The following is a 24019-nucleotide window of genomic DNA, read 5'->3' on the forward strand; positions in this document are numbered from 1 at the left end:
CCTGTGGCGCGTGAGCCTGACGGTTCTGTGCCCGGTCAGGGCTTCCCGGGCTTGCCCGGTCCGCCCTGATTGCCGCCGTTGCCCGGACCGCCTTGGCCGCCTCCCTGGCCGCCGCCCTGGCCTGCGCCGCCTCCGGCGCCGGGCGCGGGCGCGCTCGGCGTGGGCTGCTTCGGCGGAGCGGGCGCCGTCGTGTACTTGCCGTTCGGCGCCGGGAAGGCCGCCCCGCCGTACGTCGCGTTCAGTGCGGTGAGGATGCGCTTGGCGATCGCGAACTTGACATTGCCGCCGCCGATGCCCTGGAAGGTCTGGCTCCGCAGCGCCACCTGGCCCTGCACGTTGCCGACCCAGGTCGCCTGGGCGACCTTGGTGGTGGAGGTCACCAGCCAGTTCTCGAGCGAGTTGTCGGTGGTGCCGGTCTTGCCGAAGATCGGGATGCCGTCGCCCGGATTGGCGGAAGCCGCCGTTCCGCCGCCGCGGAGGACGCCCTGGAGCGCGTAGATCGCCGCCGCCGCGACCTGGGGGTCGATCGGGGTGGGGGAGCAGGTCGACTTCGGAACCGCGTGCTCTGCGCCGTTCGCATCGATGATCTTGTCGATGGCGATCGGGCTGCAGGCGAGGCCGTTGTTGGCGAGGCCGGCGTAGGCGGTCGCCATGGTCAGCGGCGCGATGTAGTTGGTGCCGAGCACCGAGGACGGGTTCGACATGAACGGGTTCTGAGCCTCGTCCGCTCCGTGCACCAGGAGGTCTTGGGCGCGCTGCTTGATGCCGCAGAGGTCGAGCTGGGTCGCCATCTTCGCGAAGATCGTGTTGATGGACTGCGCCGTCGCGTTCATCACCGTGGTGGAGGTGACGGACTCGCCTTCGTCGTTGGACACGTTCCACGGCGCTCCGCCGATGTCGTTGCACGGGTCGCTCGCGTGGAACTGGGTCTGCGGGAAGACGTGCTGGGTCCCGTTGACGGACTGGTACAGCGAGTGCCCCTCCTGCAGCCACTCGAGCAGGTCGAACACCTTGTAGGCGGACCCGGTCTGGAAGCCCTCCGAGGCGCCGTCCTTGTAGTCGGTGTTGTAGTTGACGGCGGTGGTGCCCGGAGCCGGGGCCGCGGTGTTGTCGTACGGCCGGTTCTGCACCATGGTCACGACGCGACCGGTCCCGACCTCGACGGAGACGTTGGACGACCCGAGGTCGAGCCGTGGACTGGTCGGCGGGATGTAGGTGCTGATCGCTTGCTGGGCCTGGCTCTGGAGGTCGAGGTTGAGCGTGGTGTAGATCTTCAGGCCGCCACGGCTGAGGTAGTTCGTGCGGTCGTCCGCGGTCTTGCCGAAGATCGGGCTCTGCTCGATCGTGCGCTCGACGTAGTCGCAGAAGAAGGCGGCGTTGTACTGCTGCGCCGTCATGCAGCCGTTCTGCGTGGGCGTGATCTTGGGCTCCACCTTGGTGGCGCGCGCGGCGTCGTGCTCCTCTTTGGTGATCTTGCCGTTGGCGAGCATCCGGTCCAGCACGTAGTTGCGCCGGTCGAGGGTCTCCTTGTACCCGTTGGCCGCGCCGTTCTCCTTGCTGTCCGGCCGGTCGATGCGCAGGTTGTCCGGGTTGTTGAGGATGGCGATGATGGTCGCCGCCTGCTGCAGGTTCACGTCTTTCGCCGCGACCCCGAAGTAGTACTCCGCCGCCGACTGGACCCCGTAGACGCGCCCGCCGAACAGTGCGATGTTGAGGTAGCTCTGGAGGATGTCGTTCTTCGAGTATCTCTTCTCGAGGCCGATCGCGTAGCGCATCTCCTTGAGCTTGCGGGAGGGGTCGACCTTGGTCGCGTCGTTGTAGCACGCCTCATAGACCGCCAGCTGCTTCTTCTGGACCGCGGCGGTCGCCGTCGTATCGGGCTGCTTGCTCTCGCACCGCTGGACCAGGATGTTCTTCACGTACTGCTGGGTGATGGACGAGCCGCCCTGCACCGACTTGTGCAGCGCCGTCAGCACTGCGCCGCGCAACGTTCCGGAGACGTCGACGCCGCCGTGCTCGTAGAACCGCGGGTCCTCCGTCGCGATCGCCGCATCCTTGAGGTTCTGGGAGATCGCATCCCAGCCCACCTCGACGCGGTTCTGCGAGTAGAAGGTGGCGATCGGGACCTGCTGGCCGTTGCTGAGCGCATACATCGTCGAGGCCTGCGCGAGCGGCTCCACCTTGATGTACTCGGGAAGCCCGTCGAAGACGCTGATGGTCGAATCGGCGGCGCTCCCCGTCAGCGCGACCGCCGGTGTCACCGCTGCCGCCGCGAGCACGCCGGCCACGCCGCTCAGTGCCACGAACCCGGCAAGGGCAGGCGCCCATCCCCATCTCACGCGTCTTCTCCCTCGTTCACGACCATTCGTCCGTGGCGGCCATGTTACGCGTCGACGGCGAGGGATCCGCGAGGCCGACACTCAGGTTGTGGACAGAGCGAACGCCGCATGGCCTGTGGGCACGTTCAGGAGTCGTCGCGCAGCTTCTCGCACAGCCGCGCCAGCGTCTCCAGCTCCTCGGGGCTGAGCCGGCCCCCGACCCGCTCGGTGATCGTCTTCATGTGGTCCACCGCGACCTGCCGGAACATGTCGAAGCCGTTGTCGGTGAGCCGGATCACGGTGCCACGGGCGTCGGACGGCTCCGGGCACTTGGCCACGAGCCCTCGTGCCACGAGCCGGTCGACCAGCCGGCTGACGCTCGGCTGCGTGAGCAGGACGTGCTTGTTGAGGTCGCGCAGCCGCAGCGCGCGGTCGGGCTGCCGGGAGAGGTTGAAGAGCACGTCGTACTCGTTGAAGGAGATGTCCCGCGTGGGGAACTCGGCCGCCAGCGTCCTCATCACCGCGACCTGGGCGCGGAACAGCGACTCCCACGCCGCCACCGCGCTGATGCGGGCCCGCGTTGGCGACGTCGTGCCGGTCGCCGCGTTCTCCGCCATGACCGTCCTCCTCTAACAACAAGCTCGATGCATTCGCATCTTCTCATCATGAGTCGGGAGGAGCATCCGTGCCACCACTGGCCGGGACGTGGGTGATCGCCGGGAGAAAAGATCGAGGGCCGGCCGCAGAGGCTAGCGGCCGGCCCTCTCCCTTGCACCAAGAGTGTCCTGCAATCACATTCCGCGATGGCTGCCACAGCAAACAACCATTGCTCTTGAACTGTATAACGAAGAGGTAACGACCGCTAGTTACCAATCCGTTATTTTTCCTGCGAATTCGCTATGCGTACGTTCGGTCGTCATCGGTCGTGCACATGCAGCGGCGTCGGGACCGGTCCGAACCGATCGATCAGGGGGAGACGGGTGAGGACGGCGAGTCCGATCCGGTTCCAGACTCCGCTGAAGAAGACTGCAGCGGTGACGGCCACCAGCACCGATCCGAGGACGTCGGTGAGGTAGTGGGCGCTGACGTACAGACGGACAGCAGCCATACCTGCGACCGCTGCGATGCCGACGATCGCGACCGGGAGTGCGAATCGAGTGCGCCGGGCGAGGAGGAAGCACGCGATCGCGTACGCCGCGATGTACGTCGTGTGACCACTCGGGAAGCTGTTGGACCCGCTTTCGGCCAGGAGCGGGTGATCCAGCAGGGCGGCAGGCGGGCGCGGCTCGGCGACCGTGACCTTGAAGATCTCCGAGCAGAGCCAGCCGAAGGTGGCGAGGCCCGTGAAAGCGAACGCATTGACGGGGGAACGCCGCACGACCAGCAGGAACACGAACGAGGCGACCAGGACCAGGACGATCCCTGGCGGCGAGAAGATGGTGGAGGCGACCACAGCGGCAAGGCTCAGCACCGGCATCTGGTGATCGGTGAGCGCCTCGTCCAGTGCGAGCTCGGTCGAGAGGACGCCGGGAATCAGTTTCGTCGCGAATCCGAGCGCCAGAACAGCCAGAACGCCGACCAGGCTCAGGAGAAGCCAATGCTGCGGCTGAGGAAGAGCGGCCAGCCGCGTCCGACGATCTCCGGTGTCGTCGGCCGGTGGCGTTGAATAGTGCGTGCGGGGCATGCGAGCCAGCGTCTCAGCCGGCCCCACAGAATTCTCTGAGACGGGATCTGGGCGGATTCTTGGCTCGTTCCGGCCATGCTGGATGAGACGACCGACGGAATCGGGAGGTGCCGGTGGGCGACAGGATGCGGGTGCTCCTGGTGGAGGACGACCCTCAGCTGGGCCCGCTCATCGAACAGGTCCTCGGGGAGGTCTACGACGTGCTCCGTGTGACGGACGGCGAACGGGCGCTGGCGGAGGGACCGGCACACGACTTCGCCGCGATGGTCGTGGACCGCAGACTTCCCGACCTGGACGGCACGCAACTCGTGGCCACTTTCCGGGAGCGCGGTGTCGTGTGCCCCATCCTGATGCTCACCGCTCTGGGCGCACTGCGCGACCGGGTGCACGGTTTGGATGCGGGAGCCGACGACTACCTCGTCAAACCGTTCGAGTTCGACGAGCTGCTCGCCCGCTTGCGGGCACTGACCCGCACCTTCACCGGGGAAGGGCGGGAGCTCGCGATAGGCGAATGGTCGTTCTATCCCGGGAGCCGGACGCTGTATTCCCCGTACGACGGGCGCATCCTGCTCACCGAACGCGAGAACGAACTGCTGCGGCTCCTCGCGGAGAATCCGTTGCGCACGTTCTCCCGTGGTCAGATCCTGGAGGCCGTGTTCGCCCCCGGCGAGCAACCGGGCACGGTGGACACCTACGTCCACTATCTGCGCCGCAAAGCAGACCCGGAGCTGATCTCGACGGTCCGGGGACACGGTTACCGGCTGGGGCGGCCATGAAGCAGAAGCCGACGGATCCCGCTGTCCGCGAAGTTCAGCGCGCATCCCGGGTCGTCGGGCTTCAGATCGCCATCGCCTCCGGGGCCCTTGTCATCGCCGCGATCGGCACTGCCTTCGTCGCCGTCCTCGATCAGCTGCGACCCTCCGAGGTGAACGAACCTCCGCGGCCCGGCGAGCACAAGATCTACATCGACGCCACGGAAGCGTTGATCGCCTTCGCCATCGTCGGCGTCCTCGCGGTTGCGATCGCGGGCGTGCTCAGCGTTGTCGCCACCCGGCGAGCAGTGCGCCCGCTCGCGCGCGCACTCCAGGTTCAGCGTGACTTCGTCGCCGACGCCAGCCATGAACTCCGCACACCGTTGGCCGTGCTGGACGCCCGGCTGCAGGTCCTCCAGCGTGGACTCGCGCCCGAGGACCGGTCACGCGCCGCTGTCGCCGAACTCCGGACCGACGCTCGGATCCTCATCGACGTCGTCGACGATCTCCTCCTCGCGGCGGATCCCGAACGAAGCGAACCCGCACAGCCGGTATCGATGAGCGAAGCGGTCACCCGGTCCCTGCAGTCCCTGGAAGTACTTGCCCATGAAGCCGGTGTGGAGCTGCAATTCGGCGTCCGTGAGGGCGTGCTGACGGCAGTCCCGGCGACGACTCTCATGCGCTGCGCCACCGCGCTGATCGACAATGCACTGGCGCATTCAGCGGCCGGCTCGACGATCACGGTCGACGTGCGACGCCAGGGTCGGCAGGCGGTGCTCACGGTCGCCGATGCAGGCGGCGGAATCATCGGTATCGACCCTGTGCGCATCTTCGACCGGTTCGCCCGAGCCCACGCGCCTGAACCCACCCGAGCTCGAACAGGGTTCGGAATCGGGCTGGCGCTGGTCCGCGATGTGGCGACACGGCATGGCGGCGACGTCTCGGTGGTGAGCACCGGTCCGTCGGGGACGATCATCGAGCTGCGGCTCCCTGCGCGGTGAGTCCGGCGGAGCTCGAGATCCCGGCCGCTCCGCCTCTGCAAGGACCAGCCGTGTGAACTCTCGCAGGCGATCGGCCCCCTCTGTGCGCCGGTTACCGGGCGCTGACCAGGACGCGTCCATAGGGTCGGAACCGTGAGTGGGGACGACGACGCGCTGCCATCCGACGGGGAGACGAGTACGCCTCGGCGCGGGGTGCTCATGGGCTTGTCCCGGCGTTCCTTTGCGCTGGCGGCCTTTCTGCTGTTGAGCGCCGTGGCCGGGATCGTTGCGACCTCCGCGGCGGTTCCGGCCGTCGCCGTCGTCGCCACCGGGGTCGGCGACGGCGTGTCGATCTTCAACGGGCTGCCCGACTACCTCAAGATCCAGCCACCAGCGCAGGCCTCCACTCTCTACGCCGAACGGGCCGGCCAGCAGGTCCCGATCGCCTCGTTCTTCGCACAAGACCGTGTGGACGTCACGTGGTCGGGGACGACGGAAGCACTGAAATCCGCCGTGATCGCAACCGAGGATCCCCGTTTCTTCGAAGAGGGCCCGATCGACATCCTCGGTACCGCCCGCGCCGCCGCCGCCAATGCTGCCGGACACCGGCTGGAAGGCGGGTCCTCGATCACGCAGCAATACGTGAAGAACGTCCTCGTGCAGCAGTGCGATGCCCTCACCGACGCCAATGCCTCGGCCGCCTGCTACCAGAAGGTCACCGCGACCACCTTGCAGCGCAAGCTCCAAGAGCTCCGTTACGCGGGCGAGGTCGCCAAGGTGTACACGAAGGACCAGATCCTCACGGCATATCTCAATCTCGTCGGGTTCGGCGGTAATGTCTACGGCGCCCAGGCGGCCGCCGAATACGACTTCGGAGTCTCCGCGAACGCCCTCACCCTGCCGCAGGCTGCGACGCTCGCCGGTATCCTCAACAGCCCCTCGACCCTCCGCATCGACCGGCCCGACGACCCCGCCAACGGTGCCGCGAACCATTACGCCCGCACCCTCGCTCGACGCAACTACGTCCTGGACCGCATGTATGCGAACCATCGGATCACCGCCCAGCAGCGCGACGCCGCGAAATCCACGCCGATCCAACCCCGCATCAGCCCGGTCAGCAGCGGCTGCACTGCCGCCGCCGCCGTCGACGCCGGATTCTTCTGCGAATACGTCAAGGACGAACTTCTCAACGACCGCGTCTTCGGCAAGACCTCGATCGATCGGCAGTCGACCATCGAACGGGGCGGGTTGAAGATCTACACCACGCTGAAGCTCGGATTGCAGCAGCAGGCGCAACGAGCCCTCGACGCGTACATCCCGGCGACGCGACCAGGCATGCACTTGGGCGCCTCCAATATCTCCGTCGAGCCCGGCACCGGGCACATCGAGACGATGGTGGAGAACAAGAGCTTCGACGAGAGCAGCCGAGCCGGTGCCGGAACCACCGCGGTGAACTACAACACCGACGCCGCGTATGGCGGATCCCAGGGGTTCCAGACCGGATCCGCCTTCAAAGCGTTCACCATCGCCGCCTGGCTGGAAGCGGGCCACAGCCTCTCGGAGGTCGTGGACGCCTCCCACCACACTTTCCCGATGTCCGACTTCCACAGCAGCTGCGGTCCCGTCTCCGGGCCGCCCTGGCAGGTCAGCAATGACGAAGGCTCGGCATCGCGGCTCGACGTGATGGCGGCAACCGCCCAGTCGGTCAACACCGCGTTCGCCATGATGGGCACCGAGCTCGACCTCTGCTCCATCCTTCACACGGCCGAAGCGCTCGGAATCCATCCGGCTTCCTCCGCGAATCCGCTCACCTCCGTGCCGTCGATGATCCTCGGCGTCAACTACGTCTCCCCCCTCACCATGGCCACCGCCTACGCCGCCATCGCCGACGGCGGGACGGTGTGCACCCCCGTCGCCGTCGAAAAGGTCACAGGCCCGCACGGTACTTCCCACCCCGTCAGCCCCAGCACCTGCACGCGCGGCATCTCGACCGGAATCGCCGCCGGCGTCGCCTACGACCTGCAGGGCGTCCTGCAGCCTGGGGGAACCGCGGCCAGCGCCGACCCGCACGACGGTGTGCCCATCCTGGGCAAGACCGGCACCACCGATCACGCTGTCCAGAACTGGCTGGTCACGTCCACGACCAAGATCGCGACCGCCACCTGGGTCGGCAACGTCTCCGGCTCCGTGCGCCTGCGAAGCGAGTACTTCCACGGCGTCAACGGCGGGGACGTCAAGTTCCGCATCGCCAGCCGCATCCTCACCGCCCTCGACCAACGGTTCGGCGGCACCGCCTTCACCCCACCCACCCGAGCCATGGTCGGCGGCCCTGTCCGCTCCATCGGCTGAACAGGAGACACGCGTGTTCGCCCTCAGCATCCCCAGCCCGCCGCCGCAGTGGGCACAGTTCCAGCTCGGACCCTTCACTGTGCACACCTACGCGCTCTGCATCCTCAGCGGCATCATCGCAGCCTCCTTCATCACCGCATACCGGCTCGGACGGCGCGGAGTCGACCGCGGCATCGTGCTCGACGTCGTTCTCTGGGCCGTCCCTCTCGGCATCGTCTGCGCCCGCTTCTACCACGTGTTCACCCACGTCGGCGACTACTTCTACCCCGGTGCGAACCTCTGGAACGTCTTCGCCATCTGGGATGGCGGCAACGCCCTCTACGGCTCCCTCCTCGGCGGCGCACTCGGCGTCTACATCGCCTGCCGGCGCGCCGGCCTGCGCTTCTGGGCGTTCGCCGACGCCCTCGCCCCGGCGCTGCTCGTCGCCCAGTCCCTCGGCCGCTTCGGCAACTACTTCAACCACGAACTCTTCGGTCTCCCCACCACCCTCCCCTGGGGGCTGCAGATCGAAGCGACCAACCCCAAGTTCCCGGCCGGGATGCCGCCGGGAACCCTGTTCCACCCGCTCTTCCTCTACGAGATCATCTGGAACCTCACCGGCGTCGCCGTGATCCTGTTCCTCGAGCGACGGTTCCGGCTGCAGTGGGGTCGCGTCCTGGCCCTCTACCTGATCTGGTACGGGCTCGGCCGCAGCTGGCTCGAAGCCATCCGCATCGATCCGACCAGCGACGGCTGGCTCGGGATCCCCGCCAACGTCTGGGCCTCCTTCGTGGCGGTCGCCGTCGGAGTCACTCTGTTCATCGTGCAGACCCGGCGTCACCCGGGCGCCGAACCCTCCCCCTACCTGCATCCTCAGCGTGAGGCGCCCGAGGGACGTTCGGCCCGGTCTCTCGCAGTGGACGCCGATTAGCGTTCGAGGACCAGCCATGTTCGGGGGACACGATGAAGACCACCGCGAGAACGCTCGCCATACTGCTCGGTGCGCTCGCACTCGCCGCATCGACCGGATGCAGCACCGGTTCGCCGGCGAGCACGGACAGCCCACCACGCACCACCGCATCGCCCGTCCCGTCCGCGACATCGAACGCCGCACCCTCCGACGCCGCAGCGAGACTGCAGTACCTCATCGAAGAGGAGAAGCTCGCTCACGACGTCTACCAGCGCTTCGCGGAGCTGTGGGGAGCGCAGGTCTTCGGCAACATCCGTGAGAGTGAGGTGATGCACCAGCAGCTGCTCGTACCGCTGCTCGACGCAAAGGGGATACCAGACCCGCGGACCGGCACCGTCGGCACGTTCGCCGACCCCGGCATCCAGCGCCTCTACGACCAGCTCATCCAGCAAGGGACCGCAAGCATCACCGAGGCCTACAAAGCCGGCGTGGCCATCGAGGAGAAGGACATCGCCGACCTCAGCGCCGACCTCGACGCCACCACCGACCCGGCGACGGCGGCTGTCCTGCAACGACTGCTCGCGGGCTCACGAGCCCACCTCCAGGCCTTCGAGTCGCATCTCGGCTGACAAGTCCCTCCGCGCTGCTCTTCGCACCGGTCGATGTGCTCGCCGTCGTCAGATTGCTCTACGCGGTCGCGGGGATGGCCTGCCTCGGCGGGCTGCTCTGCCGCATGCTGTTCGCCCTGGAAGAGGTGCCGCCTGCCCCCGACGTTGCGGCGGCCCAGGTGCGGTAGCCGCCGTCGAGGTTTACGACGTCGCGGCCGTGCTGGGTGAGGATGCGGGCGGCGGTGTGGCCGCGCTGGCCGACCTGGCAGTGCACGACGAGCGGGCCGTTCGGCAGTTCTGCGAGCCGGTCGCGCAGGTCGTCGACGGGGATGTTGATGGCCGCGGGGATGGCGCCTGCGGCGTGCTCGCCGGGGGTGCGCACGTCGATGAGGGTCGCGCCGGTTGCCAGTGCGGCGTCGAGCTCGTGCCACTGGATGGTGCGGGTGGCGCCGGTGCGGAGGTTGTCGGCGATGTAGCCGAGCTGGTTGATCGGGTCCTTGGCGGAGCCGAACTGCGGAGCATAGGCGAGCTCGAGGCGGGTGAGACCGGAGGCGGTGATGCCGCCGGCCATGGCGACCGCGATCACGTCGATGCGCTTGTCGACACCTTCGCCGCCGACGATCTGCGCGCCGAGGATCGCGTCCGAGCCGGGGTCCACCAGCAGCTTCATCGACATGGGCTGGGCGCCCGGGTAGTAGGTGGCGTGCGAGGTGGGGTGGGTGTGGATGACGCGGTGCGTTCGGCCGGCGGCGAGCAGCTGCCGCTCGCTCCAGCCGACCTTCGCGGCGACCGCGTCGAAGACCTTCACGATCGCGGTTCCGAGTGCGGGGGTGTTGTGCTCGTCGCGTCCGGCGATGACGTCGGCGACGGAGCGGCCGTGCCGGTTGGCGAGCCCGGCCATGGTGACCAGGGTCTCGGTTCCGGAGAGCGCGTCGATCTTCTCGACACCGTCGCCGACCGCGAAGATGTGCGGGTCGCTGGTGCGGTTGGAGTCGTCGACGGCGATGCCGCCGGTCGGCCCGATCCGGAGCCCGGCGGAGCGGGCGAGGTCGACGCTGGGCACGACCCCGGAGGCGTCGACGATGAAGTCCGGCCGCAGCATCGCGCCGTCGCTGAGCAGCACCGCGCCGGCGGAGACCTCGCCGATGGTGACCGAGGTGCGGACATCGACGCCGTGGCTGCGCAGCTGGGCTTCCAGGGGGGCGGCCATCTCGGGGTCGAGCGGGGTGAGGATCTGCGCGGAGCGCTGGATGAGGGTCACGTGGATGCCGCGGCGCACCAGGTTCTCGACGGCCTCCAGCCCGATGAACCCTCCGCCGACGACCAGCGCCGACGGGTTGTCCGCGGCGGCGTCCACGAGCACGCCGATCGCGTCGACGTCTTCGACCGTGCGGAGGGTGTGGGTGGGGATGCCGGGGTGCCCTGCGGCCTCCCGCGCGGTCGCCCCGACGGCGAGGATCAGCTCGTCGTAGCTCTCGACGAAGGTGTCGCCCGAGGCGAGGTCGAGCACCGACACCGTGCGGGCGGCCGGGTCGACGCCGATCACCTCGTGACCGGTGCGCACGTCCAGGCGGAAGCGCGCCGCGAGCGACTGCGGCGTCTGCAGCAGCAGCGACGAGCGGTCGGTGATGACCCCGCCGACGTAGTAGGGCAGCCCGCAGTTCGCGTAGGAGACATAGGGACCGCGTTCGAACACCACGATCTCCGCGGCCTCGTCGAGCCGGCGCAGCCGGGTGGCTGCGGACATTCCTCCGGCGACTCCGCCGACGATCACGGTCTTCATGCTGTGTGCCTCCCGAGGGCGGTTTGGTATACCCTCCCCGGTATCGTACTATACGGAGGGGGGTATAACCAATCGCCCCACACCGACCCAGAAAGAGAGTCCTCACCCATGTGCTACCCCGCCACCTGCAAAGTCTGCGGAAAGACCACCTGGAGCGGCTGCGGCCAGCACGTGGCCGACGTGCGCCGCCGCGTTCCCGCGAACCAGTGGTGCAACGGAAGCCACACCGACGCCGAGAAGGCAGCAGCATCCGGCGGCGGATTCTTCGGCCGCCTCTTCGGACGCGGCTGACCATGAGCACCGTCGCCGTCACCGCCGAGACGCTGAAGGGCCGGATCGAGCAGAACGACATCGTCCTGCTCGATTTCTGGGCGGCCTGGTGCGGGCCGTGCCGCATGTTCGCCCCCGTATTCGAGGCGGCATCCGCGCAACATCCCGACATCGTGTTCGGCAAAGTCGACACCGAGGCGGAACAGGAGCTCGCCGCCGCCGCCGGGATCACGTCCATCCCCACCCTGATGGCATTCCGCCACGGCGTCCTGGTGTTCTCGCAGCCAGGCGCGCTCGCCGCGCGCGACCTCGACAACCTGATCGGGCAGATCCGGGCCATCGACCCCGCCGAGCTGACCGCAGCCAAGACGCGCGCCTGAGCAGCCAGATACCCTGGCGGGTACCGCAGACGCTCTCATGCGCCGGCATCACGAGAAGGAAGAACACTGTGGCCACCACCACCACCGACATCAAGCCCGTACTCAACCGCCTCCGCCGAGCCCAGGGGCAGCTCAACGCCGTCATCAACGCGGTCGAGAGCGGCGGCAAATGCCGTGACGTCGTCATCCAACTCGCCGCCGTCTCCAGCGCGCTCGACAAGGCCGGCTTCCAGATCATCTCGACGGCGATGCAGAAGTGCCTCACCGATCCTGAGGACGACTCCGATCCGATGACCGTCGAAGAACTGCAGAAGCTCTTCATGACACTGGCGTGAGACGATGACCGGAGCCGCCCTGACGCCGGGCGTCGTGGTTCACCTCGACGAAGCCGACCCGGCCAAGCATGCTGCTGTCCTCCGGAACATCAGCAACCTGATCGACGCCCTCGAACCGGGAACGGAGATCGAACTCGTCGTCCACGGCCCGGCCATCGGCCTCCTCCTGCCGGGGAATCCGCACACGGAGACGGTGCAGGCCATGCAGCTCCGGGGACTGACGATCGACGCCTGCCAGAACACCCTCCGCAGCGAACACATCGCCCCGGAGCGGCTCATCCCGGACGCCGTCATCGTTCCATCCGGCATCGCACACCTCGTGGTCCGACAACGGGAAGGGTGGGCGTACCTGCGGCCGTGACCCCACAGGTGCCGAGGCCGATCCCGCCGACCGGCGATTGTCTTCGCCGTCCCGTTCCTCCGGCGGAGACATCGCTCGACCTCGCGATGGCGTGGTCCGCGCTTGCTGACCGGCCGGACCCGCCTCGATGCGGTGAGGCCGGACAGTCCGCTCAGATCATCCGAGAATCGACGGTTCGGGTCTCCGAAGCCGGGGCTGCGTCATGCGGGTCGGCACTGAGTGTCGTCTCGTCGAAGGCGAGCTCGCCACGCAGCACCCGGCGGCCCCGATCGGCGTCGTACTGGCGCGTCCACGTCCCGATGAGCACGGCCGCGACGGCGTTCCCGGTGAAGTTGGTGATCGCGCGGCCCTCCGACATGAAGCGGTCGATGCCGACGATGACGCCGACGCCGTTGACGAGGTCGGGCCGGTACGCCTGGAGGCCGCCGGCCAGCGTCGCCAGGCCGGCGCCGGTGACGCCCGCCGCGCCCTTGGACGCGATGATCATGAAGACGAGGAGCCCGATCTGCTCCGGGATCGACATCGGCTGCCCCATCCCCGTGGCGATGAACAGGGACGCCATGGTCAGGTAGATCGCCGTGCCGTCGAGGTTGAACGAATAGCCCGTCGGAACGGTGATGCCCACCACCGGCTTCGAGACGCCGAGGTGCTCCAGCTTCGCCATCAGGCGCGGGAGCGCGGACTCCGACGAGGAGGTGCCGACGATGAGCAGGTACTCGCGACCGAGGTAGCCGATCAGGCGGAAGATGTTCACCCGCGCGACCGCATAGAGCAGCAGGCCGAGCACGCCGGCGATGAACACGAAGCAGGTGATGTAGAAGGCCACCATGAGGAGGCCGAGGCTCCAGATGGCGCCGATGCCCGTGTTGCCGACGACGGCGGCGATCGCGCCGAAGGCCCCGACCGGTGCCAGCCACAGGATCATGCCGAGGATGCGGAACACGAGCGATTGCAGGTGCTTCACCGCGTTCATGATGCTTTCGCCGGTGCGCCCCATCTTCTGCACCGCGAATCCGACGAGCAGCGCGATGAACAGCACCTGCAGCACGCTGCCCTCGGTGAAGGCGGAGAAGAACGACGTGGGGATGATGCCGAGCACGAACTCCGACGTCGAGGTCGCCTCGGCGGTGGCCTTGTAGCTGGCGCCCGTCATGTTGAGTCCCTCGCCCGGGTGGATGAGATTGCCCACCACGAGCCCGATCGCCAGCGCGACGGTCGACATCACCAGGAAGTAGACCAGCGCGAGGCCGCCGACCTTGCCCACGGTGGCCGCCTTCGCGATCGAGCCGACGCCGACGACGATGGTGCAGAAGATGATGGGCGCGATCATCATGTGGATCAGCGCCACGAACCCTTCGCCGAGCGGCTTGAGCGCCACCCCGACCTCCGGCCAGACCAGGCCCACGATCGCGCCGAGCACGACCGCGGCGATGACCGACAGGTAGAGCCAGGCGTGCTTGTCGGGGCGTCGCTTGCGCCGACTGCCCCAGCCGGGCAGGAGGAAGGATGTGGTGCGGGTCGAGAGTGACATGGTCGCCTCCAGGAGAACGTCGCTGTTCGTCCCCGCCGGGTTCGGCGGGCGGTCGGACAAGCATGGCTGCCGCGTGGACCCGCGCCGGGGTTGCGGTCGTATTGGTCTCAGTCGCATCGGGGGATCGTCTGGCACGCTGGGAGGACTATGGCTCGACGGGGAGTGATGCGCAGTGCGGCGTCGCGGGTGTTCGCGGTGCTGGTCGCCGTCGTGCTCGTCGCCGGTGTGCTCACCGCCGTGCTGCTGGTGCTCGACGCGCAACGCTCGGCCCGCGCCGAGGCCGAACGTGTGACCCGCTCCGTCTCGGAGACGCTCGCCGGCCTCCCCGAGGTACGGTCGGCGCTGATGTCGGGGCCGAGCGCGGCGACCTCCGAGCTGCAGCCGGTCACCGAGCGCATCACCCGCAGCGCGGGCGTCGACTTCATCACCGTCATGACCGCCGACGGCATCCGCGTGACGCACCGTGACCCGGGCCAGATCGGCAAGCACTACATCGGCACCATCCCGAACCCGCCGGCCACGCGCACCGAGGAGTTCACCGGGACGCTCGGGCCCTCCGTCCGCACGATCGTCCCCGTTCTCGACGGCCGCCGGACGGTCGGCTGGGTCTCGACGGGCGTCACGGTCGAGAGCATCGGCAGCACCCTCCTGCCCCGGATCCCGTACGCGATCGGGATCGCGCTGGCCGTGACGGCCGCCGGAGTGGTGGGTGCACTGGTGGTGCGGCGGCTCACGCGGCGGGTCACCGGCGACCTCCCCGCCCGCGAGGTGCGCGACGCGGTCTCCTCGTACGAGTCGGTCCGCACGCTCGGGGAGGCGCTGCGCGCTCAGAACCACGAGCACGGCAACCGGATGCACACCGCGGTGGCCCTGATCGAGCTCGGCCGCACGGACGAGGCCGTCGAGCTGCTCACCGAGACGTCCCGGCAGAGTCAGGCGCTGGTCGACCAGGTGACGGCCGCGCGGGCCGGCGATCCGACCGTCGGCGCGCTCCTGCTGGGCAAGGCGGCGCAGGCGGCGGAGCGCGGGGTGGAGTGGGAGGCCGTGCTCGACCCGGGCACGCCGCGCATGACCCTCACGGCGGTGGATGCCGTCTCGGTCGTCGGCAATCTGATCGACAACGCGCTCGACGCGGCGGCCGCCGGGCCGGAACCGCGCTGGGTCCGCTTCACCCTCGCGCCCAGCGAAGCCGGCGGTGTGGTGGTGGAGGTCGCCGACAGCGGCGACGGCATCCCGCCCGGCGTCCGTGAGCGCATCTTCGAGCCGGGCTTCTCCACCAAGCCGGCGGTGGAGGCCGGGCGCGGCGTGGGGCTTCCGCTCGTCCAGGCGATCGTGGAGGCGGCGGGCGGCACCCTTCGCCTCGACGCCGCCCCCACCCGGTTCCGTGCCGAACTGCCGGGAAGGAGGGCCCCGTGATCGGCGTCCTCCTCGTGGACGACGAGGCGCTCACCCTCGAGCTGCATCGCCGGTACGTCGAGCGCGTCGAGGGATTCCGCGTCGTCGGCGAGTGCGCCGGCGCCCACGCCGCACTCACGGCGCTGCTCGAGAGCCCGCCCGCCGAGCCCATCGACCTGGTGCTGCTCGACATGACCATGCCCGACGGGAGCGGGCTGGAGGTGCTGCGCCGCCTGCGCGCCCGCGGGTCGGACGTCGACGTCATCGCCATCACGGCGGTGCGGGATGCGGAGGTCGTGCACCAGATGGCCGCGCTCGGCGTCGTGCAGTATCTGGTCAAGCCGTTCTCGTTCGCCGTCTTCGCGGACCGGCTCGAGCAGTTCCGCGAGTACCGGCGTCGTGCCGTGGGTGCCGCCGGAGCACCGACCCAGGACGAGATCGACGCCCTGCTCGGAGCCCGCCGCCCGGCGACGGCACCGCAGCTGCCGAAGGGGCTCTCGCCGGAGACGCTCAGCCGCATCCGGGACACCGTGCGTGAGCGCGGTGCCCTCTCTGCGGCCGAGGCGGCGTCGCAGCTCGGGATGTCCCGCGTCGCCGCCCGCCGCTACCTGGAGCACTTGGCCGACGCCGGACGCCTCACCCGCGAACCCCGGTACGGCGCACCCGGACGGCCCGAGACGGAGTACCGCTGGCGGTAGCGCCGCAACCTCCCACTGGACATGACCACTCGCCATCGAATACTCTGACCAGAGTATTCGACCCAGAGGAGCAACTCATGCCCAAGCGCGCGGTGTCCAACCCGCTGGCGCTCGCCGTGCTCGCGTGCCTCTGGGAACGACCGATGTACCCGTACGAGATGACGACGACGATGCGGGAGCGCGGGAAAGAAGACAGCATCCGCCTGAACTTCGGGTCGCTCTACGCGGTCATCAAGTCCCTCGAGAAGCACGGGTTCATCGAGGTCGCCCAGACCGAGCGCGAAGGCAACCGGCCGGAGCGGGTGGTCTACGCGATCACCGCGAGCGGACGGGCCGAGGCCGAGGAGTGGCTGCGCGAGCTCGTCGAACTGCCTGTGAAGGAGTACCCGGCGATCGAGACCGGCCTGTCGCTGCTCCCGATGCTCCCGCCGCAGACCGCAGCCGCGCTGCTGGAGAGCCGGCGGGACCGGCTCGACGCCGAGCTGGCGGACCGCCGGCGCGAGCAGGAGCAGGTGGTAGGGCTCCCCGAGCTGCTCGTCGTCGAGTCGCAGTACCGGATCGCGGTGCTGGAGGCCGAACAGGTCTTCGTCGCCGACCTGGCGGCGCGCATCCGCGACCGCACGATCGGCGGCTACGAGTGGTGGGAGCAGCTGCACGCGCTGCTCGGCCAAGGCCTCAGCATGGAGGAGATCGGCGACCGCATTGCGGCCGGCGACTTCGGAGAGGAGGCGGCCGCGCTGTTCGATTCGTAGCTGAACAGCATTCGTAGCTGCACAGAACGATGGCCGGAGAGCGGCAACTCCCCGGCCATCCACACCTTCAGTCGTTCCGTGAGGAACCTGCGTCAACAGTCACCGAGGGCTGTCTTCAAGGATATCCCGTGCCGGTGGCTGCTCGTCAGAAGAAATGGAGAACCACCATGGCACAGCCATCCGGGCCGGCGCTCGCCGCCGACCAGCTCGTCAAGACCTACAGCGGCGGGAGGGGCAAGCCTCCCGTCCGCGCCCTCGACGGCCTCGGATTCGAGGTGAGATCGGGAACCGTGTTCGGCCTGCTCGGACCGAACGGGGCCGGCAAGTCGACGACCATGAAGATCCTGTCGACCCTCTCCCGCGCCGACTCGGGCTCGGCGTTCGTCGCCGGGATCGACGTGATGCGGCAGCCCTCCCGGGTGCGCCGGGCGATCGGTTTCGTCGCGCAGAAGCCGGTGTCCGACCCGATGGGGACCGGGGCCGAGAATCTCGTGCTCGCCGGGCGCCTCCAGGGCATGTCCGGCCGGGAGGCGGCGGCGCGCTCGCGCGAGCTGCTCGACCGGTTCGGGCTCACCGAGCACGCGCGGCGGCAGGTGAAGACGTACTCCGGCGGCATGGCCCGCAAGCTGGACGTCGCGATCGGCCTCATGCACCGCCCGCAGGTGCTCTTCCTCGACGAGCCCACCACCGGGCTCGACCCGGAGGCGCGCGCCGAGCTGTGGCTCGAACTGGAGCGGATGACCGCCGACGAGAACCTCACCGTGCTGCTCACCACGCACTACCTGGACGAGGCGGACCGTCTCGCCGAGCGGCTGGCGATCGTCGACCACGGCCGGGTCGTCGCGGGCGGGACGCCGGAGGAGCTCAAGAACGGACTGCGCGGCGACGCCGTCGTGGTCGAGCTCACGCCCGACGCCGATCCGTTCGCCGGGCTCGCCGCCCTGCAGCGGGTGGAGGCGCTCCGCGAGGTCGGAGGGGACGGCCGCACCCTGCGCGGCCGCGCCGACAGCGGTGCCGCCGCGCTGCCGCAGGCGCTCGCCGCCCTCGAGGCCGTCGGCGTCGCCGTCGCCTCCGCCACCGTCGCCCGGCCCAGCCTCGACGACGTCTACCTGCGGCACACGGGCCGCACCTTCACGCGGGCGCAGGAGTCCGCCGAGCTCGTCCTGGAGAACGCACGATGACCACCGCAGCCCTCGCCCCCTCCCGCCCGGTGCGCCGCAGCGGACCGACCTTCCTCACGCACACGCTGCTGCTCACCGGGCGGCAGCTGCGGGCGGCCTGGCGGATGCCGGCGTTCCTGGTGATGAACCTGGTGCAGCCGGTCATCTGGCTGCTGCTGTTCGGGCAGCTGTTCAAGTCGGTGATCGACATCCCCGGCTTCGGCGTCGGCCAGAGCTACCTGGAGTACCTCACGCCCGGTGTGGTGATGATGCTCGCGCTGTTCGGCAGTGCCTGGTCCGGCACGGTGTACATCCAGGACATGGACCGCGGGGTGATGGACCGGTTCCTCACCTCGCCGACCAACCGCGCGGCCATGATCGTGTCGACGCTGGTGTACCAGTCCATCCTCGCGGTGGGTCAGTCGCTCGTCGTGCTCGGCATCGCGTTCTGGGCCGGTGCGCGCTTCGAGGGCGGGCTCGGCGGCATCCTGCTGCTCCTCGTCGGCGTGGTGCTGCTCACCGCGGTGTTCTGCTCGCTCTCCAACGCGATCGCGCTGCTGACGCGCGAGCAGACGGCGCTCATCGGGATCTCGCAGCTGCTCACGCTGCCGCTGATGTTCCTGAGCTCCGCGATCATGAACACGAAGCTGTCGCCGGAATGGGTGCAGAACGTCTCCGCCTACAACCCGTTCGAGTGGGCCGTGATCGTCGGCCGGGAGGCGCTCTCCGCATCCCCCGACTGGCCGTCGCTCTGGCTGCACGCCGCCCTGCTCGCGGCCCTCGCACTCGTGATGGCCACCTGGGCGACGAGCGCCTTCCGCACCTACCAGCGCACCACCTGACCCACCCACCGTCGAGTCCGCAAAGACTGCACGTTTTCGACTCGAAATCGTAGAGTCTTTGCGGACTCGATGGTGGGGTTAGAAGAGGTCGGGGGAGGGGGCGCTGGCGTAGCGGATGGAGACGTCGGCGTGGCGGTCGAAGCGGTAGCCGACGCCCCGCACGGTGCGCACGATGTCCTCGTAGCGGCCCAGCTTCGCGCGCAGGCGGCGCACGTGGACGTCGATGGTGCGCTCGTTCGGCACCTCGTCCTCGTCGGCGCCGCTCCACAGCGAACTGATCAGCTCGGCGCGCTCGATGGTCCGGCCCTCACGGAGCACCAGGTACTGCAGCAGCTCGAACTCCTTGTAGGTGAGCGCGACGGTCTGGTTGTCGAGCACGAGACGCTTGCGCGAGATGTCGACGACCACGCCGGAGGCGGCGCGGTCCTCGTCCTCGTCGACGGTCACCTCGTGGCGGTGCTTGGCGATCGCGGCCGGGTCCTGCAGGGCGAGGCGCACCACATCCACGTCGCGTCCGCCCGCACCGGCCGGAGCCAGGGCGACGGCGGCGTAGGTCTCGGCGGTGGGCGCGAGCTCGGCGGTCAGGCGCTTCAGCGCCTCGACGATGCGGCCGAGGTCGGTGCCGGCGGCGGCGGCCTTCGCCTCGTCGATGCCGACGTAGAGGACGAAGCCGCGGGCCTCGGTGCCTTCGGGCACGGCGCGGATGCGGGGCGCCGGCTCGGTGGCGGCGGGAGCGGGGGTGACGGTCTCCGCGGGGGCCGGGCGGACCGGGCTGACGGGGGAGACGGCGGCGGTGCGGGGGAAGGCGGTGTCGATGGTAGCCAGAGACATGGGAGTCGAGTCCTTAGATGATGATGTTCTGCCCGGATCCCGGTACGCCTGTGCTCCGCGGGTACGGCGGAGGGCGGGGATTTCGCGGGTGCTTCGTGTTGTGGCCCGATCAGAAGGGCCTGGTGCGCAGGAGCGTGAGTGTGGCGCTCCCGGGGAGCCTGCGCCCGGTCACGACCAGATGGGTCGGAGGGCGGCTGCTCGGCGAAGGGTCGTCAGATCAGCGACACATTCGGCAACACATGACCGAGTCGCGGCCGGCCATCATCATGCCGGCATTCCCAAGGGCCTCGAAGGAGGTCAGGGTACGCGCGTTGTCAGTCATGCATGAAAGTAAAACCGACGATGACTCGACGTGTCAAATCATTACGCAATGTTGCGGATGCGCTACACCGTGCCGTAGAGGCGGTCGCCGGCATCGCCGAGGCCCGGGACGATGTAGCCGTTCTCGTTCAGCCGCTCGTCGAGCGAGCCGAGGACGATCGTCACGTTCCGGCCCTCCGTCGCCTTCTCCAGGGCTTCCAGGCCCTCGGGAGCTGCGAGCAGGCAGATCGCCGTCACATCCACCGCGTTCCGCTGGAACAGGAAGTCGATGGCCGCGCCGAGCGAGCCGCCGGTGGCCAGCATCGGGTCGAGGACGAAGCACTGGCGGTCGGACAGGTCCATCGGGAGCCGCTCGGCATAGGTCGTCGGCTCGAGGGTCTCCTCGTTGCGGACCATGCCGAGGAAGCCGACCTCGGCGGTCGGCATCAGCCGCACCATCCCCTCGAGCATCCCGAGGCCCGCACGCAGGATCGGGACGACGAGCGGCCGCGGCTCGCTCAGCGCGACACCGGTGGTCGTCGTGACCGGAGTCTCGATCTGGACCGGCTCGACCCGGACGCCGCGCGTCGCCTCGTAGGCGAGCAACGTGACGAGCTCCTCCGTCAGCTGCCGGAACACCGGCGACGGCGTCGTCTTGTCGCGGAGCACCGTCAGCTTGTGGGTGATGAGGGGGTGGTCCGCAACGTGCACTCGCATAGGCTCAAGGCTAGCCGAACATCCCCGCACCGACCCCCGGAGGAGCCGTCGTGAGCCTGGCCGTCCCCGACGCGTACGAAGAGTGGATGCGTCGCGCCCTCGCGGACGCCCGGCTCGCCTTCGACACGGGCGACGTGCCGGTGGCCGCTCTCGTCCTCGACGAGTCCGGCGCGGTCATCGGGGCGGGCCGCAACGAGCGCGAGCTGCGCCACGACCCGACCGCGCACGCGGAGGTGCTCGCGCTGCGCCAGGCGGCGGCATCCCGCGACGATTGGCACCTGGAGGGCTGCACGCTCGTCGTCACGCTGGAGCCGTGCGTGATGTGCGCCGGCGCCGTACTGGCCGCGCGCGTCCCGACCGTCGTGTTCGGCGCGTGGGACGAGAAGGCGGGGGCCGGCGGGTCGGTGTACGACGTGCTGCGCGACCGGCGGCTCAACCACCGCGTCGAGGTGTTCGCCGGGGTGCTCGCGGAGGAGTGCGGAGAGGTGCTGCTCGACTTCTTCCGCGCGAAGCGATAGCGGAGGCGTCAGGGCGGCAGGCTACCGCGGCAGGCTCTCCAGCCACTCCGAGAAGGCCGCGCGCGAGGCCTGCTGCATCCGTGCCGAGTAGACCTCGCGGTCGCGCCGGAGCGCCTCCGGGTCGATGGCCAGCTCGTCGAGCTCGTTGTACCCGTCCGCGACCCAGCTCTCGTGCATCTCGTCGGTGACCTCGGGATGGAACTGCACCGCCAGCGCGAAGTCGCCGATCGCGAACGCCTCGTTGGAGTAGTCGCTGGAGGACGCCAGCAGCGTCGCCCGCTCCGGCAGCTCGAACGTGTCGCCGTGCCACTCCACCACAGGGACGCCGTCGAAGTGCCGGATCGGCGACCCGGCACCGGCCTCGGTCGGCTCGACGCGCCGGTAACCGATCTGCATGGTGTCGCCGCGGTAGACGCGCTCGCCGAGGGCTCCCGCCATGAGCTGTGCGCCGAGGCACACGCCGAGCGTCGGGCGCTCGGCGTCGATCCTCGCGCGGATCAGGTCCTTCTCCTTCTCGAGGAACGGGAACTCGTCGGTCTGGTACGCGCCCATCTCCCCGCCGAGCACGACCACCAGGTCGGCCTCGGCCGGGTCGATCGCCGAGACGTCCTCCGCGGTCACGTCGACCACGCGCAGCTCGTACCCGTGCTCGACGAGCACAGGGCCGATGTTGCCGAGGTGGATGCTGGGGTCGTGCTGCAGGATGACGGCGGTGCGGGTCACTCGAGTCCCTTGATGACGATGGTGTCGGTCGCCGGCGCGGCCTCGTTGGGGTCGATCCAGACGTCCGGTTCGATGTAGATGACGCGGGCTGCCGGGACGGCGTCCCGGATGCGGCGCTCGACGACGTCGATCGCGGCCGCGACATCCGCCAGGCGGTGCTCGCCCGAGAACGCCAGCTTCGCGGCGACCATCAGTTCGTCCGGGCCGAGGTACAGCGTCTTCATGTGGATGATGCGCTCGACCTCGTCGCCGGCCGTCACGGCCCGCTCGATGGCCGCGATGTCCGCGTCGCTCGCGCCCTCGCCGACGAGCAGGCTCTTCGTCTCGATGCCCAGGACGATGGCGACCGCGACCAGCAGGAGGCCGATCAGCACCGTCCCGATACCGTCGAACACGCTGTTGCCGGTGATGATGGTGAGCCCGACGCCGAGGAGGGCGAAGACGAGGCCGGTGAGAGCCGCGACGTCCTCCAGCAGCACGACGGGGAGCTCCGGGGCCTTCGCGCGCCGGATGAACTGCGGCCACGACATCCCGTGCTTGTGCGGACGCGACTCACGCACCGCGGTGCGCAGGGAGAAGGACTCCAGCCCGATGGCGATGAGGAGCACGAGGATGGGCAGCCACGCGTTCTCGAGCGGGTGCGGGTGGGTGAGCTTCTCGATCCCTTCGTAGATGGAGAAGACGCCGCCGACCGAGAACAGGATGATGGAGACGACGAAGGCGTAGACGTAGCGCTCGCGGCCGTACCCGAACGGGTGCTCGCGATCGGCCTTCTTGCGCGACTGGCGGCCGCCGAGGAGGAGCAGCAGCTGGTTGCCGGAGTCGGCGAGGGAGTGCACGCCCTCCGCGAGCATCGACGAGGAGCCGGAGAACGCCCACGCGATGAACTTGGTGAGGGCGATGCCGAGGTTGGCCGCGAAGGCCGCGACGATCGCCCTTGTTCCGCCTGATGCGCTCATGCCCCTCATCCTAGGATGGCCGCATGGACGACGCGCAGAACGTGAACCTCCCGACGATCGCCATGCTGGGCGCGGGCTCGATGGGCCGGGCCATCCTGAGCGGCCTGCTCGCGCCGCACGTGCACGCGGCAGGGATCCGGGTGACCAACCGGTCGGAGGCGCGCGCGGCCGAGCTCTCGGGCACCCCGGGCGTGACGACCTACGCGACCGAGAAGAAGGCCGACGCGAACCGGCTCGCCGTGGACGGCGCCCAGCTGGTCATCGTCGCCGTCAAGCCGGCGATGGTGCGCGACCTGCTGGCCGAGATCGTGGACTCCCTGGCTCCGGGGACCATCGTGGTGAGCGTCGCGGCCGGCGTGACGACCGCGACGATGGAGTCGCTGCTGCCGGACACCGTCTCCGTCGTGCGTGCGATGCCGAACACGCCGGCCGTCGTCGGCAAGGCAGTGACCGGGATCAGCGCGGGCTCGCACACCGAGGAGGACGACCTGGCGCTCGTCCGCACGCTGTTCGAGACCGTCGGCGAGGTCGTCCAGGTTCCCGAGTCGCAGCTCGATGCGCTCAGCACGATCTCCGGGTCGGGCCCGGCGTACGTGTTCTTCCTGATCGAGGCGCTCACGCAGGCTGCCATCGAGAAGGGCTTCACCCCGGAGCAGGCGGCAACCCTCGTGAACGGCACGTTCCTCGGCGCTTCGGAGCTCCTCGTCTCCTCGGGCGAGGCCCCCTCCGAACTCCGCCGCCGCGTCACCAGCCCCAACGGCACCACGGAGCGCGCGATCGCCGTCCTCGCCGACGCCGACCTCCCCGCCCTCTTCGCCCGGGCCACCGACGCCGCCCTGGCCCGAGCCCGCGAACTAGCCGCCGGCTGACCCCCTCCCCCCTCC

At 69.2% G+C, this 24019-nt stretch carries 25 protein-coding genes; 16 read left to right on the plus strand and 9 right to left on the minus strand.

Annotation, left to right across the window (positions count from 1 at the left end):
- Positions 1–35: 35 nt before the first annotated feature.
- The 3 genes from HNO83_RS11425 to HNO83_RS11435 all read right to left on the minus strand — a co-directional run bounded on the left by HNO83_RS11425 (position 36) and on the right by HNO83_RS11435 (position 4002).
- A complete protein-coding gene (locus HNO83_RS11425) occupies positions 36–2339 on the minus strand; it encodes a transglycosylase domain-containing protein (RefSeq protein ID WP_175337642.1) in 2304 nt (767 codons plus the stop codon).
- Between the two features lie 125 nt (positions 2340–2464).
- Complete coding sequence (locus HNO83_RS11430; RefSeq protein ID WP_175337643.1) at positions 2465–2935, minus strand: MarR family winged helix-turn-helix transcriptional regulator; 471 nt, start codon at positions 2933–2935, stop codon at positions 2465–2467.
- A gap of 299 nt (positions 2936–3234) precedes the next feature.
- Positions 3235–4002 (minus strand): phosphatase PAP2 family protein, encoded by a 768-nt coding sequence (locus HNO83_RS11435; protein ID WP_175337644.1) that lies wholly within the window; start codon positions 4000–4002, stop codon positions 3235–3237.
- A 113-nt stretch (positions 4003–4115) separates the two neighbouring features.
- On the opposite strand from HNO83_RS11435, the gene HNO83_RS11440 reads away from it, so the two are divergent.
- From HNO83_RS11440 to HNO83_RS11460, 5 genes are all read left to right on the plus strand, one after another.
- Positions 4116–4778, plus strand: coding sequence for a response regulator transcription factor (locus HNO83_RS11440; RefSeq protein WP_349627157.1), 663 nt, complete (start codon positions 4116–4118; stop codon positions 4776–4778).
- Complete coding sequence (locus HNO83_RS11445) at positions 4775–5755, plus strand: sensor histidine kinase (RefSeq protein WP_175337645.1); 981 nt, start codon at positions 4775–4777, stop codon at positions 5753–5755. Before HNO83_RS11440 ends, HNO83_RS11445 begins: the two co-directional genes overlap by 4 nt.
- A 132-nt stretch (positions 5756–5887) precedes the next feature.
- On the plus strand, positions 5888–8083 hold the full coding sequence (locus tag HNO83_RS11450; RefSeq protein ID WP_349627158.1) for a transglycosylase domain-containing protein: 2196 nt from the start codon (positions 5888–5890) through the stop codon (positions 8081–8083).
- Between the two features lie 13 nt (positions 8084–8096).
- Entirely contained in the window at positions 8097–8993 is an 897-nt protein-coding gene (lgt, locus tag HNO83_RS11455; protein WP_175337646.1) for a prolipoprotein diacylglyceryl transferase, read from the plus strand.
- A 32-nt stretch (positions 8994–9025) separates the two neighbouring features.
- Entirely contained in the window at positions 9026–9601 is a 576-nt protein-coding gene (locus tag HNO83_RS11460; protein ID WP_175337647.1) for a ferritin-like domain-containing protein, read from the plus strand.
- Positions 9602–9659: 58 nt separating this feature from the next.
- Here HNO83_RS11460 and HNO83_RS11465 read toward each other — a convergent pair whose 3' ends face one another.
- On the minus strand, positions 9660–11363 hold the full coding sequence (locus tag HNO83_RS11465; protein ID WP_175337648.1) for an FAD-dependent oxidoreductase: 1704 nt from the start codon (positions 11361–11363) through the stop codon (positions 9660–9662).
- 108 nt (positions 11364–11471) lie between these two features.
- On the opposite strand from HNO83_RS11465, the gene HNO83_RS11470 reads away from it, so the two are divergent.
- From HNO83_RS11470 to HNO83_RS11485, 4 genes are all read left to right on the plus strand, one after another.
- Positions 11472–11654: a DUF8730 family Cys-rich protein gene (locus HNO83_RS11470; RefSeq protein WP_175337649.1), complete on the plus strand. Its 183-nt coding sequence runs from the start codon at positions 11472–11474 to the stop codon at positions 11652–11654.
- Between the two features lie 2 nt (positions 11655–11656).
- Positions 11657–12013, plus strand: coding sequence for a thioredoxin (gene trxA / locus HNO83_RS11475; protein WP_175337650.1), 357 nt, complete (start codon positions 11657–11659; stop codon positions 12011–12013).
- A gap of 68 nt (positions 12014–12081) precedes the next feature.
- A complete protein-coding gene (locus tag HNO83_RS11480) occupies positions 12082–12348 on the plus strand; it encodes a metal-sensitive transcriptional regulator (RefSeq protein WP_175337651.1) in 267 nt (88 codons plus the stop codon).
- Between the two features lie 4 nt (positions 12349–12352).
- Positions 12353–12709: a DsrE family protein gene (locus HNO83_RS11485; protein WP_175337652.1), complete on the plus strand. Its 357-nt coding sequence runs from the start codon at positions 12353–12355 to the stop codon at positions 12707–12709.
- A gap of 151 nt (positions 12710–12860) precedes the next feature.
- Here HNO83_RS11485 and HNO83_RS11490 read toward each other — a convergent pair whose 3' ends face one another.
- Positions 12861–14240 (minus strand): cation:dicarboxylate symporter family transporter, encoded by a 1380-nt coding sequence (locus HNO83_RS11490; RefSeq protein WP_175337653.1) that lies wholly within the window; start codon positions 14238–14240, stop codon positions 12861–12863.
- A 147-nt stretch (positions 14241–14387) separates the two neighbouring features.
- On the opposite strand from HNO83_RS11490, the gene HNO83_RS11495 reads away from it, so the two are divergent.
- The 5 genes from HNO83_RS11495 (at position 14388) to HNO83_RS11515 (ending at position 19087) form a co-directional block, all read left to right on the plus strand.
- The gene (locus tag HNO83_RS11495; RefSeq protein WP_175337654.1) at positions 14388–15656 is read left to right on the plus strand and encodes a sensor histidine kinase; all 1269 of its coding nucleotides are present in this window, start codon (positions 14388–14390) and stop codon (positions 15654–15656) included.
- Positions 15653–16333, plus strand: a complete 681-nt coding sequence (locus HNO83_RS11500) for a response regulator (RefSeq protein WP_175337655.1) — start codon at positions 15653–15655, stop codon at positions 16331–16333. Before HNO83_RS11495 ends, HNO83_RS11500 begins: the two co-directional genes overlap by 4 nt.
- 77 nt (positions 16334–16410) lie before the next feature.
- Entirely contained in the window at positions 16411–17085 is a 675-nt protein-coding gene (locus tag HNO83_RS11505) for a PadR family transcriptional regulator (RefSeq protein ID WP_175337656.1), read from the plus strand.
- Between the two features lie 167 nt (positions 17086–17252).
- Positions 17253–18266 carry an ABC transporter ATP-binding protein gene (locus HNO83_RS11510; RefSeq protein ID WP_175337657.1) on the plus strand — a complete coding sequence of 338 codons (1014 nt, stop codon included), beginning with the start codon at positions 17253–17255 and terminating at the stop codon, positions 18264–18266.
- On the plus strand, positions 18263–19087 hold the full coding sequence (locus tag HNO83_RS11515; protein WP_175337658.1) for an ABC transporter permease: 825 nt from the start codon (positions 18263–18265) through the stop codon (positions 19085–19087). Before HNO83_RS11510 ends, HNO83_RS11515 begins: the two co-directional genes overlap by 4 nt.
- Before the next feature lie 78 nt (positions 19088–19165).
- Here the strand turns inward: HNO83_RS11515 and HNO83_RS11520 are convergent, their stop codons facing one another.
- Together HNO83_RS11520 and upp are read right to left on the minus strand one after the other, a co-directional pair.
- Positions 19166–19918, minus strand: a complete 753-nt coding sequence (locus tag HNO83_RS11520; protein ID WP_175337659.1) for a winged helix-turn-helix domain-containing protein — start codon at positions 19916–19918, stop codon at positions 19166–19168.
- Positions 19919–20302: 384 nt separating this feature from the next.
- Complete coding sequence (upp, locus tag HNO83_RS11525; RefSeq protein WP_175337660.1) at positions 20303–20935, minus strand: uracil phosphoribosyltransferase; 633 nt, start codon at positions 20933–20935, stop codon at positions 20303–20305.
- 50 nt (positions 20936–20985) lie between these two features.
- Here upp and tadA point away from each other — a divergent pair, with 50 nt between their 5' ends.
- Entirely contained in the window at positions 20986–21453 is a 468-nt protein-coding gene (gene tadA / locus HNO83_RS11530) for a tRNA adenosine(34) deaminase TadA (RefSeq protein WP_349627159.1), read from the plus strand.
- Between the two features lie 21 nt (positions 21454–21474).
- Here tadA and HNO83_RS11535 read toward each other — a convergent pair whose 3' ends face one another.
- Together HNO83_RS11535 and HNO83_RS11540 are read right to left on the minus strand one after the other, a co-directional pair.
- The gene (locus HNO83_RS11535) at positions 21475–22176 is read right to left on the minus strand and encodes a glutamine amidotransferase (protein ID WP_175337661.1); all 702 of its coding nucleotides are present in this window, start codon (positions 22174–22176) and stop codon (positions 21475–21477) included.
- On the minus strand, positions 22173–23135 hold the full coding sequence (locus tag HNO83_RS11540) for a cation diffusion facilitator family transporter (protein WP_175337662.1): 963 nt from the start codon (positions 23133–23135) through the stop codon (positions 22173–22175). The genes HNO83_RS11535 and HNO83_RS11540 overlap by 4 nt, the downstream gene beginning before the upstream one ends.
- Positions 23136–23158: 23 nt before the next feature.
- Here HNO83_RS11540 and proC point away from each other — a divergent pair, with 23 nt between their 5' ends.
- The gene (gene proC / locus HNO83_RS11545) at positions 23159–24004 is read left to right on the plus strand and encodes a pyrroline-5-carboxylate reductase (protein ID WP_175337663.1); all 846 of its coding nucleotides are present in this window, start codon (positions 23159–23161) and stop codon (positions 24002–24004) included.
- The last annotated feature ends 15 nt before the right edge of the window (positions 24005–24019 follow it).

The sequence above is a fragment of the Leifsonia sp. C5G2 genome, assembly GCF_013359685.1.
Classification (GTDB): Bacteria; Actinomycetota; Actinomycetes; order Actinomycetales; family Microbacteriaceae; genus Leifsonia.

Excerpts from the sequence above, each read along its gene's own strand:
- HNO83_RS11430 (WP_175337643.1), bottom strand. The coding sequence starts at position 2,935 with ATGGCGGAGAACGCGGCGACCGGCACGACGTCGCCAACGCGGGCCCGC.
- HNO83_RS11435 (WP_175337644.1), bottom strand. The coding sequence starts at position 4,002 with ATGCCCCGCACGCACTATTCAACGCCACCGGCCGACGACACCGGAGAT.
- HNO83_RS11445 (WP_175337645.1), top strand. The coding sequence starts at position 4,775 with ATGAAGCAGAAGCCGACGGATCCCGCTGTCCGCGAAGTTCAGCGCGCA.
- HNO83_RS11460 (WP_175337647.1), top strand. The coding sequence starts at position 9,026 with ATGAAGACCACCGCGAGAACGCTCGCCATACTGCTCGGTGCGCTCGCA.
- HNO83_RS11465 (WP_175337648.1), bottom strand. The coding sequence starts at position 11,363 with ATGAAGACCGTGATCGTCGGCGGAGTCGCCGGAGGAATGTCCGCAGCC.
- HNO83_RS11470 (WP_175337649.1), top strand. The coding sequence starts at position 11,472 with ATGTGCTACCCCGCCACCTGCAAAGTCTGCGGAAAGACCACCTGGAGC.
- trxA (WP_175337650.1), top strand. The coding sequence starts at position 11,657 with ATGAGCACCGTCGCCGTCACCGCCGAGACGCTGAAGGGCCGGATCGAG.
- HNO83_RS11485 (WP_175337652.1), top strand. The coding sequence starts at position 12,353 with ATGACCGGAGCCGCCCTGACGCCGGGCGTCGTGGTTCACCTCGACGAA.
- HNO83_RS11490 (WP_175337653.1), bottom strand. The coding sequence starts at position 14,240 with ATGTCACTCTCGACCCGCACCACATCCTTCCTCCTGCCCGGCTGGGGC.
- HNO83_RS11495 (WP_175337654.1), top strand. The coding sequence starts at position 14,388 with ATGGCTCGACGGGGAGTGATGCGCAGTGCGGCGTCGCGGGTGTTCGCG.
- HNO83_RS11505 (WP_175337656.1), top strand. The coding sequence starts at position 16,411 with ATGCCCAAGCGCGCGGTGTCCAACCCGCTGGCGCTCGCCGTGCTCGCG.
- HNO83_RS11510 (WP_175337657.1), top strand. The coding sequence starts at position 17,253 with ATGGCACAGCCATCCGGGCCGGCGCTCGCCGCCGACCAGCTCGTCAAG.
- HNO83_RS11515 (WP_175337658.1), top strand. The coding sequence starts at position 18,263 with ATGACCACCGCAGCCCTCGCCCCCTCCCGCCCGGTGCGCCGCAGCGGA.
- HNO83_RS11520 (WP_175337659.1), bottom strand. The coding sequence starts at position 19,918 with ATGTCTCTGGCTACCATCGACACCGCCTTCCCCCGCACCGCCGCCGTC.
- upp (WP_175337660.1), bottom strand. The coding sequence starts at position 20,935 with ATGCGAGTGCACGTTGCGGACCACCCCCTCATCACCCACAAGCTGACG.
- HNO83_RS11540 (WP_175337662.1), bottom strand. The coding sequence starts at position 23,135 with ATGAGCGCATCAGGCGGAACAAGGGCGATCGTCGCGGCCTTCGCGGCC.
- proC (WP_175337663.1), top strand. The coding sequence starts at position 23,159 with ATGGACGACGCGCAGAACGTGAACCTCCCGACGATCGCCATGCTGGGC.